This is a genomic window from Methylorubrum sp. GM97 (assembly GCF_024347855.1).
Lineage (GTDB): Bacteria > Pseudomonadota > Alphaproteobacteria > Rhizobiales > Beijerinckiaceae > Methylobacterium > Methylobacterium extorquens.
The window spans coordinates 4,526,503-4,542,921 of the sequence record NZ_AP025942.1 but is presented as its reverse complement, the minus strand read 5'-3'; the positions used below and the strand labels follow the sequence as shown (position 1 = coordinate 4,542,921).

Sequence of the window (16,419 nt, the reverse complement as noted above, 5' to 3'; positions counted from 1 at the left end):
TGCATTCAAAAAGCCGTGCGCCCGTACAGGCTGCGGCGCGGGGAGGGAGGTTCCACTTGGGCGCGAGCGCGAAACCGGCCGAGGCAGCGTTCGAGGCACCGGCCTCCAGCGCGCGGGCGAAGGCCCGCAACGCGGCCGGATTGCCGCGCAAGCTTGCGGAGGTGCTGCAGGGCGAGGCCCGCTTCGACGCCTTCACCCGCGGACGCTACGCGACCGACGCCTCGATCTACCAGATCATGCCGGCGGGCGTGGTCTTCCCCAAAAGTGCCGCCGACATCGCCGCGACGCTGAAGGTCGCGGCCGACTACGACGTCCCCGTGATCCTGCGCGGCGGTGGCACCTCGCAGAACGGCCAGCCGATCGGCTCCGGCCTCGTGGTCGATTGCTCGCGCCACTTCAACGGCGTGCTCGCCTACGACGCGGAAGCGGGCACGGTGACCGTCGAGCCCGGCCACGTGCTGGAGCGCCTCAACACGCGGCTGAAAGCCGACGGCTGGTTCTTCCCCGTCGAGCCCTCGACCGCGACCCGCTGCACCATCGGCGGCATGGCCGGCAACAATTCCTGCGGCGCCCGCTCGCTCCGCTACGGCAAGATGAGCGACAACGTGCTCGCCCTGGAGGCGCTGTTCCACGACGGCGCCGCCTTCGGCTTCGGGCTCACCGGCAATGTGGCGAGCGCTGTGACCGGCGGCGCGCGGGCGGAAGATCTCGCCCGACGCATGCTCGCCCTGGCGGATGCCCACCGCGACGAAATCGAGACGATGTACCCCAAGGTGCAGCGGCGGGTCGGCGGCTACAATCTCGATTCCCTGATCGAACCGCGCCCGAACCTCGCCCATCTCCTCGTCGGCTCGGAGGGGACGCTCGCCGCCACCACTGCGGTGACGCTCAAGCTCTCCCGTCTGCCGGCCCACCGGGCCATGGGCGTGTGTCACTTCCCCTCGTTCCGCGCGGCGATGGAAACGACGAAGGCAATCGTCGCCCTCGACCCCGTCGCGGTCGAACTCGTCGACAACAACGTGCTCGTGCTCGGCGCCGACATCCCGCTATTCCGCACGACCCTGGCCGACATCACGCGGGGCCAGCCCAACTGCCTGCTGCTGGCCGAGTTCGCGGGCGACGACCTTGCCGCGCTGAAGCGCGACCTGAAGCGTCTCGACCAATGCATGGCCGATCACGGCTTTCCCGACGCGGTCGTCGAGGTGGTGGAGCCCAACCGCCAGAAGGCGGTCTGGGAGGTGCGCGAGGCCTGCCTCAACATCATGATGTCGATGAAGGGCGACGCCAAACCCGTCTCCTTCATCGAGGATTGCGCCGTCCCCCTGGAGCATCTGGCCGACTACACCGACGCGGTCACCGAGGTGTTCACGCGGCACGGCACCCGCGGCACGTGGTACGCCCACGCCTCCGTCGGCTGCCTGCATGTGCGCCCGATCCTCGACATGAAGCAGGGCGGCGACGTCCGGAAGATGCGCGCCATCGCCGAGGAGACGGCGGAGCTGGTGCGCCGCCACAAGGGCTCCTATTCGGGCGAGCACGGCGACGGCATCTCGCGCTCCGAATTCGTGGAGCCTTTGTTCGGCGCGAAACTTACCCGCGCCTTCGAGACGGTGAAGGACGGCTTCGATCCCGACAACCGCCTGAACCCCAACAAGATCGTCCGCCCGCTCAAGATGGACGACCGCACCCTGATGCGCTTTGGCCCCGACTACGCGGTGAGCGCCCCGCAGAAAACGGCGCTGGACTGGTCGGACTGGGGCGGGTTCGGCTCGGCGGTCGAGATGTGCAACAACAACGGCACCTGCCGGAAGCTCGCCGGCGGCGCGATGTGCCCCTCCTATCGCGCCACCCGCGACGAGCAGCACCTGACCCGCGGACGCGCCAACTCGCTGCGCCTGGCGATCTCGGGCCAGCTCGGGCCGGACGCGTTCCTGTCGCCTGAGATGAAGCGCACGATGGATCTGTGCGTCTCGTGCAAGGCCTGCCGCCGGGAATGCCCGACCGGCGTCGACATGGCCAAGATGAAGGTCGAGTTCCTGCACCACTACCACGCCCGGCACGGCCTGCCGCTGAAGGAGCGGCTGGTCGCCGAGATGCCGCGCTACGCCAGCGTCGCCGCAGCCCTCGCGCCGCTGCTCAACCTGCGCAACCGCTACCCGGCGCTCGCCCGGTTCGGTGAGGCATGGACCGGCTTCTCCGCCCGTCGCTCGCTGCCGCAATGGCGCCGGCCCTGGCGGGAGACCGGCGAGGTTGCCCATCCCGAGGACGTGGCGGGTGACCACCGCGACCTCGTCCTGTTCGGCGACACCTTTAACCGCGCCTTCGAGCGCGAGAATCTGGAAGCCGCCGAGCGGGTGCTGCGGGCGGCCGGCTACCGCCTGCACCGCGTCGTCGCCCATGAGGGCCGCCGCCCGCTCTGCTGCGGCCGCACCTATCTCGCCTCCGGCCAGACCGACCGGGCGCGGGAGGAGGCTCGGCGCACGCTCGACACGCTCCTGCCCTTCGTACGGGCCGGCGCCCGCGTGGTCGGCCTGGAGCCCTCCTGCCTCCTCACCTTCCGCGACGAGTTTTTGTCCCTGCTGCCGCGGGCGGAGGCAAGCGAGTTGGCCCAGAGCGCCCTGCTGTTCGAGGAACTGCTCGCCACCGATCTTGCCGCTGGCCGCATCAGCCTCCCGCTCGCCGACCAGGGCGGCCGGGTCGCCCACCTGCACGGCCATTGCCACCAGAAGTCGTTCGGAGTGATGGGGTCGGTCGAGACGGTGCTGCGCGCGGTGCCGGGGCTCGATGTGAGGGTGATCGAATCGAGCTGCTGCGGCATGGCCGGCGCCTTCGGCTACGGCAAGGATACGATCGACGTCTCCTTCGCCATGGCCGAGCTGTCGCTGTTCCCGGCGCTCCGGAAGGCGTCCGCCGACGACCTCGTGGTCGCCGACGGCACGAGCTGCCGCCACCAGATCCACGACGGTCTCGGCCGCGACGCGATCCACGTCGCCCGCGTGCTCGACGCGGCCCTGACGCCGGGGCGCTGAGCGCGGCTCTGCAACGGCGGGTGGAACACCCGCCGGCTGCCCCCGTTGACGCGGCAATCCCTCAAAAGGAGCCGTGATGACCGATCCGCTGACCAAATACCCGCGCCCGCCCTTCGAGACGCCGCCCCAGAGTTTCCCCGGCAAGACGGCCAAGATGGCGCCCGAGCCGGATCACGGCGAGGAGAGCTACAAGGGCTCCGGCAAGCTCACCGGAAAAGCCGCTTTGGTGACGGGCGGCGACAGCGGCATCGGCCGGGCGGTGGCCATCGCCTATGCCCGCGAGGGCGCCGACGTGGCGATCTCCTACCTGCCCGACGAGCAGAAGGATGCGGAGGCCGTCGGCAACTGGATCGAGAAGGCGGGCCGTCGCGCCCTGCTGCTCCCCGGCGACATCAAGGACGCGGCCTATGCCCGCGAGATCGTCGAGCGCACGGCCAAGGAATTCGGCCGGCTCGATATCCTGGTGAACAACGCCGCCTTCCAGCAGCCGAACCAGGGCGTCACGGACATCGACGACGCGTTGTTCGAAAAACACTTCCAGACCAACATCTTCGGCCCGTTCTACGCCACCAAGGCCGCGCTGGCGCATCTCAAGCCCGGCGCCTCGGTGATCTTCACCTCCTCGGTCAATTCCAAGCACCCGGTGCCGACCCTGTTCGCCTACAGCGCCACCAAGGGCGCGCTCAGCAACATGGTGCTCGGCCTCGCGCAGTTGCTCGCCGAAAAGGGCATCCGCGTGAACGGCGTGCTGCCCGGCCCGATCTGGACCCCGTTCATCCCCGCCGGGATGAGCGAGGATGCGGTGAAGACCTTCGGCAGCCAAGTGCCGTTCAACCGCCCCGGCCAGCCGGCGGAACTCGCCTCGGCCTACGTGATGCTGGCGGCCGAAGACAGCAGCTACACCTCCGGCGCCCTCATCACCGTCGCGGGCGGCATGCCGATCTTCTGAAGTCCAGGTTTCGAAAGGACAGGTCCTTTCGCGGGTCCAGGGCAGAGCCCTGGAGACAAGCCGGGGCTCTGCCCCGGCGCCCCGCCAAAGGGATGATCCCTTTGGGATCTCGGGCCTATCTGTAGGCGGACATCCAGCCGAGGCCGGCTTCGGTGCCGGAAGCGGGCAGGTATTCGCAGCCGATGAAGCCGTCGTAACCGAGGCGGTCGAGGGTCGCGAACGCGGCGGAGACATCGATGCGGCCGGTGCCGGGCTCGTGGCGGCCGGGGGCGTCGGCGATCTGGACGTGGGCGATGCGGGCGCGGTGGGCTGCGAGTTCGGAGGCCAGATCCTCGCCCATCATCGCCATGTGGTAGAGGTCGGCCTGGATGAAGAGGTTTTCGGAGCCGACCGCCTCGATCACAGCCGCAGCATCGGCGAGGCGGTTCAGGAAGAAGCCCGGCATGTCGCGGGTGTTGATCGGCTCGATCAGCAGGCGGAGGCCTTCTCTTCCCAGCGCGTCGGCGGCGTAGGCGAGGTTTTCGGTCAGCGTCGCGAGAAGGCGCGCCCGCTCGATGCCGGCCGGTATGAGCCCGGCAAGACAGTTGATCTGCCGACATCCGAGCGCTCCGGCATAGTCGATCGCGCGCGCGACGCCCTCGCGAAATTCGGACACCCGGTCGGGCAGGATGGCGATGCCGCGCTCGCCCGCAGCCCAGTCGCCGGGCGGCAGGTTGTGCAGCACGAGCAGCAGGCCCGTCTCCGCGAGGCGGCGCGCCAGCGCCTCCTTCGTCTCGGCATAGGGAAACTGCATCTCCACCGCCGCGAATCCGGCGGCGCGGGCCGCGGCGAACCGGTCGAGCAGCGACCGTTCGGTGAACAGCAGGCTCAGATTGGCAGCGAAGCGAGGCATATCCGGGCCGTCTGATCGCGCAAAATGAATTCAAAAATGATGGGTTGTACCGACATCAATCGATGGCGGCCGGGGTCGGCTCGCTGGAAAAAGGCTGCGCGGCCTCCCGGTCGGCGGCGGCTTTTCGCTTGTTGCGCAGGTGGCGGAACAGGATGTCGCTGAGTTCCGCACCGGCCCGGCGGCGCAGGGCGTCGAGGATTTCCTCGTGCTCGCGCATCGCCTCACCCCAGCGGTCGCGGTTGGCATCGAGATTGGCCGAGTAGCGCGCCCGCCGCAGACGCCCGGCGAAGCCGGCATAGGTGGCGCTCAACGGCCCGTTGCCAGCGGCCGCCACGATCCGGTCATGGATCGCCTGATTGCACGCGAAGTAGCCGTGCAGATCGCGCCGCAGATAGTGGCCATACATCTCATGGTGGAGCCGCTCGATCTCGGCAAAGGCCTCGTCCGTGATGCGCTCGCAGGCGAGGCGGCCGGCCAGGGCCTCCAACCCGCCCATCACGTCGAACAGCTCGACGATTTCCTGCTCGCCGATCCGGCGCACCCGCGCGCCGCGGTTCGGCAGCAGATCGATCAGCCCCTCCGAGGCCAGCACCTTCAGCGCCTCCCGCAGGGGCGTGCGCGAGATGCCGAAGCGTTCGCACAGGAGCCGTTCGGGGACACGGGCGCCCGGCGCGAGATTGCCCTCGACGATGAATTCGCGCAGCCGCGCCAGCACCTCGTCGTGGAGGGAATGCACGAGGTTTTCCCGCGGCTTGGCCGGCAGTTCAGCCGGGAGCCGGGCGGGGAGGGGGATCGGGCCGTCCGCGCCCTCCGATTCGCGTTCGGCGAGTGTCATGGCGGAAGTCATGGCCGATTGGTAGCAGCGGGCTCAACCGCCGTCGATGGGACGAATGTAGGCATGATACTTCTTGTCTCGGCCAAAAATGAATGCAAACCTATGGGATGAAACGACCGGGCCCGACGTGAAGCGCCCGGCATCCGGCCCAACGGGAGGGACCATGACGCACCGCACCGGACGACACTTCCTGCACATTCCGGGCCCGAGCCCGGTGCCGGAGCGGGTGCTGCGCGCCATGGATCGACAGGTGATCGACCATCGCGGGCCGGACTTCGGCGTGCTCGGCCGCGAGGTGCTGGAGGGCTGCCGCACGATCTTCCGCACCAAGGGACCGGTGGTGATCTATCCCGGCTCCGGCACGGGGGCCTGGGAAGCGGCGATCGTCAATACGCTCTCGTCGGGCGACCGGGTGCTGATGTTCGAGACCGGCCACTTCGCCACCCTGTGGCGGCAGATGGCGGCGCGGTGGGGCATCGAGGTCGAGTTCGTGCCCGGCGACTGGCGCCACGGCGTCGATCCGGCCCTGGTCGAAGCGAAGCTCGCCGAGGATCGCAGCCATTCCTTCAAAGCCGTGATGGTGGTCCACAACGAGACCTCCACCGGCGTCACGAGCCGCATCCCCGCCATCCGCAAAGCGATCGACGCCGCCGGACATCCGGCGCTGCTGCTGGTCGACACGATCTCCTCGCTCGGTTCGGTCGATGTCCGCCACGACGAGTGGGGCGTCGACGTCACCGTCAGCGGCTCGCAGAAGGGCCTGATGCTGCCGCCGGGCCTCGGCTTCACCGCGATCTCGGAGAAGGCCCGGGCCGCCGGAAAGTCCAACAACCTCCCCCGCTCCTACTGGGATTGGGAGGAGATGCTAAAGCCCAACGCCAACGGCTACTTCCCCTACACGCCCGCCACCAACTTGCTCTACGGCCTGCGCGAGGCGGTGGCGATCCTGCTCGAAGAAGGGCTCGACAACGTCTTCGCCCGCCACCAGCGGCTCGCCGCCGCAACCCGGGCCGCGGTCGAAGCCTGGGGCCTCGAAGTGCTGTGCCTGAACCCGGACGAGCACTCGCCGGTGCTCACCGCGGTGATGATGCCGGACGGCAAGGGGGCGGACGCCTTCCGCGCGCTGGTGCTCGAGAAATTCGACATGTCGCTCGGCGCCGGGCTGTCGAAGCTCGCCGACAAGATCTTCCGCATCGGCCATCTCGGCGAGACCAACGACCTGACCCTGATGGGCGCCCTGTCCGGCGTCGAGATGGGCTTGGCGGCCGCCGGCGTGCCGCACCGGCCGGGTGGCGTGCTTGCCGCCATGGCGAGCCTGCGCTCCGGCCTCGACGGCTGATCTTTTCCCGAACGCCCACGCCTCGGGCCAAGCCGCGCGTCAGATGCGGAGCCCGGGGCGATTGCTCATAAAAACTGGAGGAAGCCCCGATGATCACGATCCCACGCCGCGTGACGGCGCCGGGCATGGTGCTGTTCCTGCTCTGCCTGATGTACTTCATCACCTATGTCGACCGGGTCAACGTCGGCACCGCCGGCCCGGCGATCAAAGGTGAACTCGGCCTCAGCAACACCGAACTCGGCCTCATCTTCTCGGCCTTCGCCTACCCCTATGCGGTGTTCCAGATCATCGGCGGCGCGATGGCCGACAAGTGGGGCGCGCGGCGCACGCTGTTCATCTGCGGCCTGATCTGGGCGGCGGCGACGGTGGCGACCGGCTTCGTCGGCGGCGTGGTCTCGCTGTTCCTGGCCCGCTTCGCTCTCGGCTTCGGCGAGGGCGCCACCTTCCCCACCGCCACGCGGGCGATGCAGTCCTGGGTCGCCAAGGACCAGCGCGGCTTCGCGCAGGGCATCACCCACTCGTTCGCCCGCTTCGGCAACGCGATCACGCCGCCGCTCGTGGTGCTGATGATGGCCTATGTCGGCTGGCGCGGCGCCTTCGTCGTGCTCGGCATCGTCAGCTTCGCCTGGGTGCTGGTCTGGGTGTTCTACTACCGGGACGACCCGCGTGAGCATAAGGCCATCACGAACGAGGATCTGGAACGGCTGGCGATCCGCGACCGGACGGCCAAGCCGGCCGCCAAACCGCCGGTGCCGTGGCGCCGGCTGATCCCGCGCATGGCCCCCGTGACGCTGACCTATTTCTGCTACGGCTGGTCGCTGTGGCTCTACCTCAACTGGCTGCCCTCCTTCTTCAAGGACGGCTACGGCCTCGACATCAAGAACTCGGCCCTGTTCGCCTCGGGCGTGTTCTTTGCGGGCGTGGTCGGCGACACGCTCGGCGGCGTGGTCTCCGACCGCATCCTGAAGAAGACCGGCGACCTGCAGAAGGCGCGCCGCAACGTGATCTGCCTCGGCATGCTGGGCGCCGCCGCCTGCCTTGCCGGCGTGTTCTTCACCAAGGACCTCACCCTGGTGGCGCTGCTGCTCAGCGGCGGCTTCTTCTTCCTCGAACTGGTGATCGGGCCGATCTGGTCGGTGCCGATGGACATCGCCCCGCAATACGCCGGCACCGCGAGCGGGCTGATGAATTTCGGCTCGGCGTTTGCCGCGATCGTCTCGCCGCTTACCTTCGGCCTGATCGTGGATCTCACCGGCAACTGGATTCTGCCATTTGCCGGGTCGGTCGGCCTGCTGCTTCTGGGCGCGGGCCTCGCCTTCACCATGCACCCCGAGCGCCCGTTCGAGGATGAACCGGCGCCCCTGACACCGCGGGTGGTGCCGGCGGAGTAGATCCGTCCCGTCGCCGCGCGCTCCCCGCGGCGACGGTTCAGGGAAGGGGGAAGCGGCGCTGGAGGTCCGCCAGCATCTCGACTGCCTCGTTCGAGATGCCCGTCTCCCGCACCGCCTTGAGGCTGCGGTCCTCAAGTCCCGGCGCGGTCACCGGCTCGAACTGGCGGCGATGGGCCTGATCGAGGATGTCAGCGATCCGGTCGCCGACCGCCAGAGCGATGGCGGTCGAATCCGGCCCCTCCGAGCGGTGGGCGTGCATGCGCTGGAGCGCGTCGGCGATCTGCCGCTCGAAGGCTTCGAACAGGACCCCGGCCGCCTGCGGGCTCATCCGCATCAAGGCGCCCGCGGCGGCGCAGTACGTCTCCTTGAGCATGTACAGGGTCAGGCGGTCGATGGCCTGCTCGTCTTCGTCCGCCGGCTTCGCCATGCGCTCTCTGTCCCGTCTGCTCGGTTCCGAACCCATGGCCCTGCCGAGACGAAGGGACAAGGGACCGGTCCCCCCTTTTTAAAGGATCAGGTACCGGACCTGCCAAGCCCCGAGACGGAACCGAAAGCGCGCCGGGCCGACGGATCGTCACCGGCGGGTTGGCCCGGCTCACCCCGTTCAGCGCCGTGGTGGTGTCGGTGGGGGGAGGGCGTTCGGCGGCGTCGCAACCGCTCGTCGAGCCGGTGCGGGCGTCCCCGCCGTCCACGCGGGACGGCGGGGGGTGTCGTTCGCACGACCGAGCCGATACGCAACGTGGCTCCCCCTTAGAATGACCGCGACCGGTTAGCCGACGGTCAATGCCGGAAACCGGCGACGTGCCGGAACGGGACCGTCTCACGCATCCGGCGCGGCCGGCCGGGGGGCGGGCGCGAAGACGAGGCGCTGGTAGACGAGGCCGATGCCGATCAGGCAGCCGCCGAGCCCGAGGAAGGAGAGCGCCCGCAGCGGCCCCTCCAGGCCTGAGAGATCGAACAGGAACACCTTGAGCGTCGCCAGCCCCACCAGCACGGCGGAGGCCAGCCGCGCGGTCGCCGACCCGCGCAGGATGCCGTAGCCGAGGGCGACGAGGCCCAGGCCGAGCCACACCGCCGAGTAGGCGTACCACTCCGCCTGTCCTGTCTCGCGGTCGAGCCCGAGCCGCTCGCCCTGGAAGCCGTGGCGCACGGCGAGGCACAGGGCGAGGAAGCTCAGGGCCAGCCCCAGACCACCGGCCATGCGCACGAACCAGACGGGCCGCACGCCGCCTGCCGCCCGCGCCAGGGCGAAGGCCGCCGCCGCCGGCAGGGCGTAGGCGAGCACGGCATCGTTCAGGATGAGTCCGCCCGTGATTGGCTCGTCGGTCAGGAGCGGGTTGGCGGCGAGCCCGAGGCCGAGCGCGCCCTGGAACAGGGCGAGGCAGGCGAAGGCAAGGCCAGCAAAGCGGATCACCGGCGAGGCCGAGGGGCCGGAGAACCGCACCAGCACCAGGGAGAAGCCGAGGGAGGTCAGCGTCGTCAGACCCTGTTCCAGCACGCTCGTGCCCGGATCGGCCAGGGTGCCGCCGTGGAGCGCGTGACGGATCTGCAGGAAGGCGAACAGGCCCGAAAGCAGAAGGCTCAGGGCTTGGGCCACCTGCTCCGGGATGTCGGCCGGGCGATCCGGTCTGCGGATCGCCCAGGCGGCGAGGCCGAAGCACAGGGCCGGCAGGCCGTAGGCGGTCACGAGCCCGTTGAGGATGAGCCGGTCCGACAGGCCGCCCTGGATCAGGGCCGGATCCCAGGCGAGCCGCGCCGCGACGATGACGGCCAGACCGGCCACGCACCAGCGCAGCGCCGGGATGTCGAGGCGCCGGGCGATCAGGCCAGTCGCGAGCGCCGCCCCGGCTAGGGCCGGCGTCAGCGAGCCGCCCGCGAGGGCGAAGACGAGGCCGAGGCACAGGCTCGCCACCGCCGCCGCGGCGAAGGCGCCGAGCCCGAGCGTGAGGGCCGGGGAGGGGGTGGCGTCGCCCTGTCGCCGGCACAGGACGGCAAGACCGCAGAATCCGGCGGCCAGCCCCCCTGCGGCGGCGGCGAAGTCCGGCGCCACCACGCCGCCCGTGATTCGCAGATAGGCCAGGGCAAGTGCCGCGAGGGGCGCCACCGCCGCGCCCGCCGCGAAGGCCAGCGCGGTGGCATAGGGCAGGCGGCTGCCGCCCAGGAGCCGTAGCGTGCCGAGACCCGCGACCGCGAGCGATCCGGCCGCCGCAAGCGCCAGCAGCAGACCGGGATGGTCCGTGCCGTACCAGAGGAAGAAGAAGGCGGCGCTCGCGGGCTCGGCCGCCTCCGGCCAGAGCACGAGGGCGCCGGCGAGCGTCAGGGCCGCGACGGCGCCCCCTAAGGCGGCGGGCGCGGCGACGAAACCCGCGAGCGCGGGCAGCACGATCGCCGCCAGGGCGGCGGCGGCCCAGCCCAGGCCGCTGCCGGCATGGGCCGTCAGGCCGAGCACCGCCAGCGCCACGCCCGCTGTCGCCGCGAGGGCGAGCGCGGCGAAGCGATCGAGGCGCGCCTCTGCGTCCGGTACGCCGCGCCCCGGCAGCACGGCGAAGACGAGGATCGCCAGCGCCTGCTGCAGCACGAGGTGGACCTGCACGGCGACATTCTCACCGGGCAGAAGGGTGAGGAACAGGGCCCAGGCCGCCGCGCCGAGGGCGCCCGCTACCGCAAGCGCGCGCCAGCCCTTCAGCCAGGCGAAGGCATAGGCGCTGCCCGCCACCACCGGCAGGTAGAGAGCGAGCGGCCACAGGCTCGTCCCCCCGCCCCCGACGAGGAGCGGCGTGGCGAGGGCCCCGACGAGGCCGATGCCGGCCAAAGCCGGCCCGTGCAGCAGGGCGGCGACCATGGCGGCAAGGCCAGTCGCCGCGAGGCCGGCGAAGGCCAGGCCCGGCCCGATGAAGCCGTAGAGGGCGTGCGCGGCGTAGACCGCGCCGAACAGGCCGACCGTGCCCGCCGCGGTGACCATGGCCGGTACGTCGGGCCAGATCGGAGGCACGGGCTCCGACCCGCGCAGGCGCCGCCTCAGGAACTCTCCGAGCCCGACGAGACTGAGCGCGAGGGCAAGAGCGCCCGCGATGCGCACGCCCGGCCCGAACAGGCCGCGCTCGGCCGAGTAGCGCACGAGCAGCACCGCGCCAAAGGCGAGGGCGAGGCCGCCGACCCACACGGTCCAGCGGGTGCCGAAGCGCTCCTCGATGGACGGGGCGGGGGCCGAGATCGGCCGCTCCCGCGCCACGGCCGGAACCGCACCGCGCGGCGGCGGCACAGGCGGAAGGGCAGGGGAGGGAACGGGCGGCACCGCAGCAGGCACCGGCTCCGGACGAGCCGGCTCCGGTGCAAGAATCGGGGTCGTCATCGGAGCCGTGATCGGCCCGGAGCCGGCGACCGGACGCGCCTCCACCAGAGCGAGGCGCCGCTCGAGCACCCGGATATGGTGCCGCTGCCGCAGCGCCAGCAGCAGGGCCGCCGGACCGGACAGCGCGAGCGCCAGCACGATCAGTGCCGCACTCAGGAAAAAACTATCGTCCATAGGCCGAGCGTCCGCTTCGGGAGCGGCGAAGCTAGCCTCGTCTCCGGCCCTTACGGGTGCGGGTGCTCACACGCTCGTGAAATCGTGGCGTCACGACTCCTACAGATCGCGCGGTCTTGCAAATGCTTGGCGGTTCAGGTGCCCACAGCGGACGCCATCGCGGCGCCGCCTCAGCGGACAAAGGCGAGATGAAGACGGCAACCCTCGCGTTCGACGACGGCGCAACGACAATCGATCTTCATGCAGCCGATGAACAAGCGCACAGAATCAGGAACGACGACATCTGGGCCAACTTCGACATCGACACCATCGGGTGTCTCGTCCCAAATGAGGCATCCGATATCATTGCGGATCCCCGAAGATGAAATCAGTCCTACCTTGAAAGCGTCCTGCAGAAATAAGTCACGGTAACCAGCCAACATCGGTTAACTCCGCGATTGCTTCTGATGGGTGCCCAAACTTTACGGTTAATGACCCCTAAAATCACGCGAAAAATGATTACTTGAAGTACAAAAAACTTGTTGCGCGACGGGCAAGTTCATGGAAGCCGACGAGAGAGTCCTTATTCGTTCTTCGGCTAAGTGCTTCTCTTTCAGATCTTTTGGTGCCCTGACGGCCTCGCGAAGCGTCCCCGGTGAGTCGTACTCGGGGCGTCGGGCCTGCCTCCGGCGGAACCGGTGCCGGCCGGAGGCCCGCGCCGTCCACGTCAATCGTCCGCCCCCCGCGCCCGGCGACTTGACCCGCCCCGGCAGGAGCCTCACCATTCAGTCTACGCGCGTAGACTAAGGTACAAGAGGCGTGGCGACAGCCCGGTTGGCGAGCATCCCGTTCTTCAAGGAACCGGGTGTCGATCTTTCCCCATTCGAGACGCGCTGCCATTGGCGGCGCTTCGACGAGAACGAGACGCTCGTCGATTACGACGACATCTCTACCGACGTGTACTTCCTCGCCATGGGGGAAGTGCGGATCCTCAACCGGTCGCAATCCGGCAAGGAGGTCATCCTCGGCGAGATGCGCGTGGGCGCCTTCTTCGGCGAGCTGGCGGCGCTGGACGGCATCGGCCGCTCAGCCAACGTTACGGCGCTGACCCGGGGTGAGGTCTGTGTCGTCCCCGCCCCCGTCTTCCGCCAGATCGTGTTCGCTTCCGAGGTCATCGCCGACCGGCTGTTCCGCCTGCTCGCCAAGCGCGTGCGCGAGTTGAACACCCGGCTGATGGAGCACGCGCTGCTCGACCTGCGCCACCGTCTCTACGCCGAATTGCTGCGCCTCTCCGTGCCGCGGGCCGGGCAGGGGAGCGATTCCGTGGGGGAGCGGGTGGTGACGCCGCCGCCCTACCACCACGTGCTGGCCGCCCGCATCGGCTGCCGCCGGGAGCAGGTGACCCGCGAGTTCACGGTGATGGCGGGCGAAGGCCTGATCGACCGCACCCGCGGCGCCCTCGTCATCCGCCGTCCCGACCTGTTGGAGGCTCGGGTGCAGGAGGCGCTGCGGGAGGACGCCTAGAAAACGCTCCCGATGCGAGCGCTTCTCACGGCCCATTTCCCACGCTACGTCGCCAAGATACGTCGCGGCACTGGTCCGAAGATCCATCTTGCACGCCAGCACTCCCCTTCCGGACCAGAGGCTCCGCCTGGAGCGGGTCACCAAGCGCTTTTCCGCGCATACGGCCGTCGATGCGGTCTCCCTCGACCTCGCGGAAGGGGAGTTCTTCTGCCTGCTCGGCCCGTCCGGCTGCGGCAAGAGCACCCTGCTGCGAATGGTGGCGGGATTCGAGACGCCGGATTCCGGCGCGATCCGTCTCGGCGAGACCGACCTGACGGCGCTGCCGCCGCACCGGCGGCCGGTCAACATGATGTTCCAGTCCTACGCACTGTTCCCGCATATGAGCGTGGCGGCCAACCTCGCCTATGGCCTGAAAGGCCTGGGCCTGAGCCGGGCGCAGAGCGCCGGGCGGGTGAAGGACCTCCTCCGGCTGGTGCGGCTCGAAGGCTTCGAGGCGCGCCGCCCCGACAAGCTCTCGGGCGGCCAGCGCCAGCGCGTGGCCTTGGCGCGCGCCTTGGCCCGCGAACCCCGGCTTCTCCTCCTCGACGAACCGCTCGGTGCGCTCGACCGGGCCTTGCGGGAGGAGACGCAAGGCGAGTTGCGGGCGATCCAGCGGCGGCTCGGCACGAGCTTTATCGTCGTCACCCACGATGCCGAGGAAGCGATGGCGCTCGCCGACCGGATCGGGGTGATGGAGCGCGGGCGCCTCGTGCAGGTGGGGCCGGCGCGCGCGCTCTATGAGCGGCCGGCGAGCCGCTACGTCGCGGGTCTGCTCGGCGACGTGAACCTGATCGACGGCCGCCTCGGGCGGGCGGAGCCGGGTGGCATCCGCAGCGTCGAGACGGCTTTCGGCCTCCTGCGCGCGAGCGGCGAGGGCGAGGCGGGCAACGCGGTCGTGATCGCGGTTCGCCCCGAGCGTCTGATTGTGCGCGGGGAGGAGGGGCTCCATGGACTGTCCGGCCTTCTGACCGAGGCGACCTTCCTCGGCGACCGCATCCGCTACCGGGTCGAGATGGCGAACGGCACGACCTTACGCGCCTCCGCCGCCCTGCCGGCGCCCGGGCCGATCCCGGCGGTCGGCGAGACCGTCACCCTCGGGGTGCCCGCGGAATCCGCCTGGATTCTGCCGGCATGAGCGGGCTGTCGCGACAGCCTCGACCGACCGGCGATGACGGCTCATCGCCGGTTGCTCCCGCACATGCGGGGCGGCTGTCTCAGCGCCTGGGGCGTGGTCTCGTCCGCGGCCTGCCGCTGCTATGGCTGGCGCTGTTCTTCCTCGTGCCCTTCGCGGTGACGCTGAAGATCAGCTTCTCCTCGCCGGCCACCGCGCAGCCGCCCTACCTGCCCCTGCTCGAATGGGATGGCGGCCTGGAGGGCTGGCGCGAGTTCTTCGAGGCGCTCGACTTCCAGAACTACCAGATGATCGCGGCCGACGCGCTCTACCGCGACGCCGCCCTCTCCTCGCTGGGCTATGCCGCGCTCGCCACCGCGATCCTCGTCGGGATCGGCACGCCGACGGCCTACGCCATGGCCCGCGCCTCGGCGCGCTGGCAGCCGATCCTCGTGGCGCTGGTCATCGTGCCGTTCTGGACGAGTTTTTTGATCCGGGTCTATGCCTGGATCGCGATCCTCAAGCCCGAGGGGCTGCTCAACGCGGCCCTGCTGAAACTCGGCCTGATCGCCGCGCCGCTGCCGATTCTCGATAGCCCCTATGGCGTGCTGATCGGGCTCACCTACGCCTACCTGCCCTTCATGGTGCTGCCGCTCTACGCGGTGATGAGCCGGCTCGATCCGGCACTCACCGAGGCAGCCGCCGATCTCGGCGCCTCGCGGGCGCGGGCCTTCTTCACCGTCACCCTGCCGCTCAGCCTGCCCGGCCTCGCCGCCGGGGCGCTGCTCTGCTTCATCCCGATGGTCGGTGAGTTCATCATCCCTGATCTGCTCGGCGGCTCCGACACGCTGATGCTCGGGCGCGTGCTGTGGAGCGAGTTCTTCTCCAACCGCGATTGGCCGCTGGCCTCGGCGGTGGCGGTGCTGCTGCTGATCCTCGTGGTCGGGCCCGTGGTGCTGTTCCGCGAGGCCGAGTTGCGCCGCGAGGAAGCGGTGGAAGGGGCTCATGAGGGGGCTCAGCGATGAGCCTCTTCGCCCGCACGGCGCTCACCCTCGCGCTGGCCTTCCTCTACGTGCCGATCCTCGTGCTGGCCGCCTATTCCTTCAACGATTCGAAGCTCGTGACCGTCTGGGGCGGGTTCTCGACACGCTGGTACGGGGTGCTGTTCCGGGACGGGCCGCTGATCGCCTCGGCCCTCGTCTCGCTGAAGGTCGCCGTCCTGTCGGCGGCAATCGCCGGGGTGCTCGGCACCTGCGCCGCGCTGGCGCTCGACCGGCACGGGCGTTTTTGGGGGCGCGGCGCCTATACCGGTCTGCTCTATGCGCCGATGGTGATGCCGGAAGTCATCACCGGCCTGTCGCTGCTGCTGCTCTTCGTCGGCATCGGCCTCGACCGGGGCATCGCGACCCTCGTCATCGCACACGCGACCTTCGCCACCGGCTTCGTCGCGGTGGTGGTGGGTGCGCGCCTGAAAGGCCTCGACCGCTCGCTGGAGGAGGCCGCCGCCGATCTCGGCGCTGGGCCGGCCCGCGTCTTCTTCGGCATCACCCTGCCGCTGATCGCGCCTTCGGTCGCGGCCGGGTTCCTCCTCGCCTTCACCCTGTCGCTGGACGATCTCGTGATCGCGAGCTTCGTCTCGGGGCCCGGCGCCACCACCCTGCCGATGCGGATCTACAGCCAGGTCCGCCTCGGGGTGAACCCGGAGATCAACGCCGCCTCGACCCTGCTGATCGCCGCCGTCGGCCTCGTGGTGCTGGGCGCCTCCTGGCTCACGGGACGCAAGGGCGCCATGGCCGACTAGGGCG

General features: G+C 69.8%; 13 protein-coding genes. 8 read left to right on the top strand and 5 right to left on the bottom strand.

From position 1 onward, the window contains the following. The first annotated feature begins 56 nt into the window (after positions 1-56). Both MSPGM_RS21215 and MSPGM_RS21210 read left to right on the top strand, forming a co-directional pair. Positions 57-3,029: an FAD-binding and (Fe-S)-binding domain-containing protein gene (locus MSPGM_RS21215; protein ID WP_003601392.1), complete on the top strand. Its 2,973-nt coding sequence runs from the start codon at positions 57-59 to the stop codon at positions 3,027-3,029. 76 nt (positions 3,030-3,105) lie between these two features. Beyond that, on the top strand, positions 3,106-3,978 hold the full coding sequence (locus MSPGM_RS21210) for an SDR family oxidoreductase (RefSeq protein WP_003601390.1): 873 nt from the start codon (positions 3,106-3,108) through the stop codon (positions 3,976-3,978). A 115-nt stretch (positions 3,979-4,093) separates the two neighbouring features. On the opposite strand, the gene hyi is transcribed toward MSPGM_RS21210, so the two are convergent. Both hyi and MSPGM_RS21200 read right to left on the bottom strand, forming a co-directional pair. Next, positions 4,094-4,870 carry a hydroxypyruvate isomerase gene (gene hyi, locus MSPGM_RS21205; protein WP_003601388.1) on the bottom strand — a complete coding sequence of 259 codons (777 nt, stop codon included), beginning with the start codon at positions 4,868-4,870 and terminating at the stop codon, positions 4,094-4,096. A 55-nt stretch (positions 4,871-4,925) separates the two neighbouring features. Continuing rightward, the gene (locus MSPGM_RS21200) at positions 4,926-5,705 is read right to left on the bottom strand and encodes a GntR family transcriptional regulator (RefSeq protein WP_003601386.1); all 780 of its coding nucleotides are present in this window, start codon (positions 5,703-5,705) and stop codon (positions 4,926-4,928) included. A 163-nt stretch (positions 5,706-5,868) separates the two neighbouring features. On the opposite strand from MSPGM_RS21200, the gene MSPGM_RS21195 reads away from it, so the two are divergent. Both MSPGM_RS21195 and MSPGM_RS21190 read left to right on the top strand, forming a co-directional pair. Next, on the top strand, positions 5,869-7,044 hold the full coding sequence (locus tag MSPGM_RS21195; protein ID WP_003601384.1) for a pyridoxal-phosphate-dependent aminotransferase family protein: 1,176 nt from the start codon (positions 5,869-5,871) through the stop codon (positions 7,042-7,044). An 89-nt stretch (positions 7,045-7,133) separates the two neighbouring features. Then, complete coding sequence (locus tag MSPGM_RS21190; protein ID WP_003601382.1) at positions 7,134-8,435, top strand: MFS transporter; 1,302 nt, start codon at positions 7,134-7,136, stop codon at positions 8,433-8,435. 37 nt (positions 8,436-8,472) lie between these two features. On the opposite strand, the gene MSPGM_RS21185 is transcribed toward MSPGM_RS21190, so the two are convergent. The 3 genes from MSPGM_RS21185 to MSPGM_RS21175 all read right to left on the bottom strand — a co-directional run bounded on the left by MSPGM_RS21185 (position 8,473) and on the right by MSPGM_RS21175 (position 12,383). Next, positions 8,473-8,862, bottom strand: a complete 390-nt coding sequence (locus tag MSPGM_RS21185; RefSeq protein ID WP_003601380.1) for a hypothetical protein — start codon at positions 8,860-8,862, stop codon at positions 8,473-8,475. 393 nt (positions 8,863-9,255) lie between these two features. After that, the gene (locus MSPGM_RS21180) at positions 9,256-11,961 is read right to left on the bottom strand and encodes a DUF2339 domain-containing protein (RefSeq protein ID WP_261925903.1); all 2,706 of its coding nucleotides are present in this window, start codon (positions 11,959-11,961) and stop codon (positions 9,256-9,258) included. Between the two features lie 170 nt (positions 11,962-12,131). Continuing rightward, on the bottom strand, positions 12,132-12,383 hold the full coding sequence (locus tag MSPGM_RS21175; RefSeq protein WP_012255321.1) for a hypothetical protein: 252 nt from the start codon (positions 12,381-12,383) through the stop codon (positions 12,132-12,134). A gap of 376 nt (positions 12,384-12,759) precedes the next feature. Here MSPGM_RS21175 and MSPGM_RS21170 point away from each other — a divergent pair, with 376 nt between their 5' ends. The 4 genes from MSPGM_RS21170 (at position 12,760) to MSPGM_RS21155 (ending at position 16,415) form a co-directional block, all read left to right on the top strand. Beyond that, entirely contained in the window at positions 12,760-13,464 is a 705-nt protein-coding gene (locus MSPGM_RS21170; RefSeq protein ID WP_003602066.1) for a Crp/Fnr family transcriptional regulator, read from the top strand. 88 nt (positions 13,465-13,552) lie between these two features. Continuing rightward, positions 13,553-14,638, top strand: coding sequence for an ABC transporter ATP-binding protein (locus MSPGM_RS21165; RefSeq protein ID WP_003602065.1), 1,086 nt, complete (start codon positions 13,553-13,555; stop codon positions 14,636-14,638). After that, positions 14,635-15,639 (top strand): ABC transporter permease, encoded by a 1,005-nt coding sequence (locus MSPGM_RS21160; RefSeq protein ID WP_003602064.1) that lies wholly within the window; start codon positions 14,635-14,637, stop codon positions 15,637-15,639. Before MSPGM_RS21165 ends, MSPGM_RS21160 begins: the two co-directional genes overlap by 4 nt. After that, entirely contained in the window at positions 15,636-16,415 is a 780-nt protein-coding gene (locus tag MSPGM_RS21155) for an ABC transporter permease (RefSeq protein ID WP_003602063.1), read from the top strand. Before MSPGM_RS21160 ends, MSPGM_RS21155 begins: the two co-directional genes overlap by 4 nt. Positions 16,416-16,419: the final 4 nt, after the last annotated feature.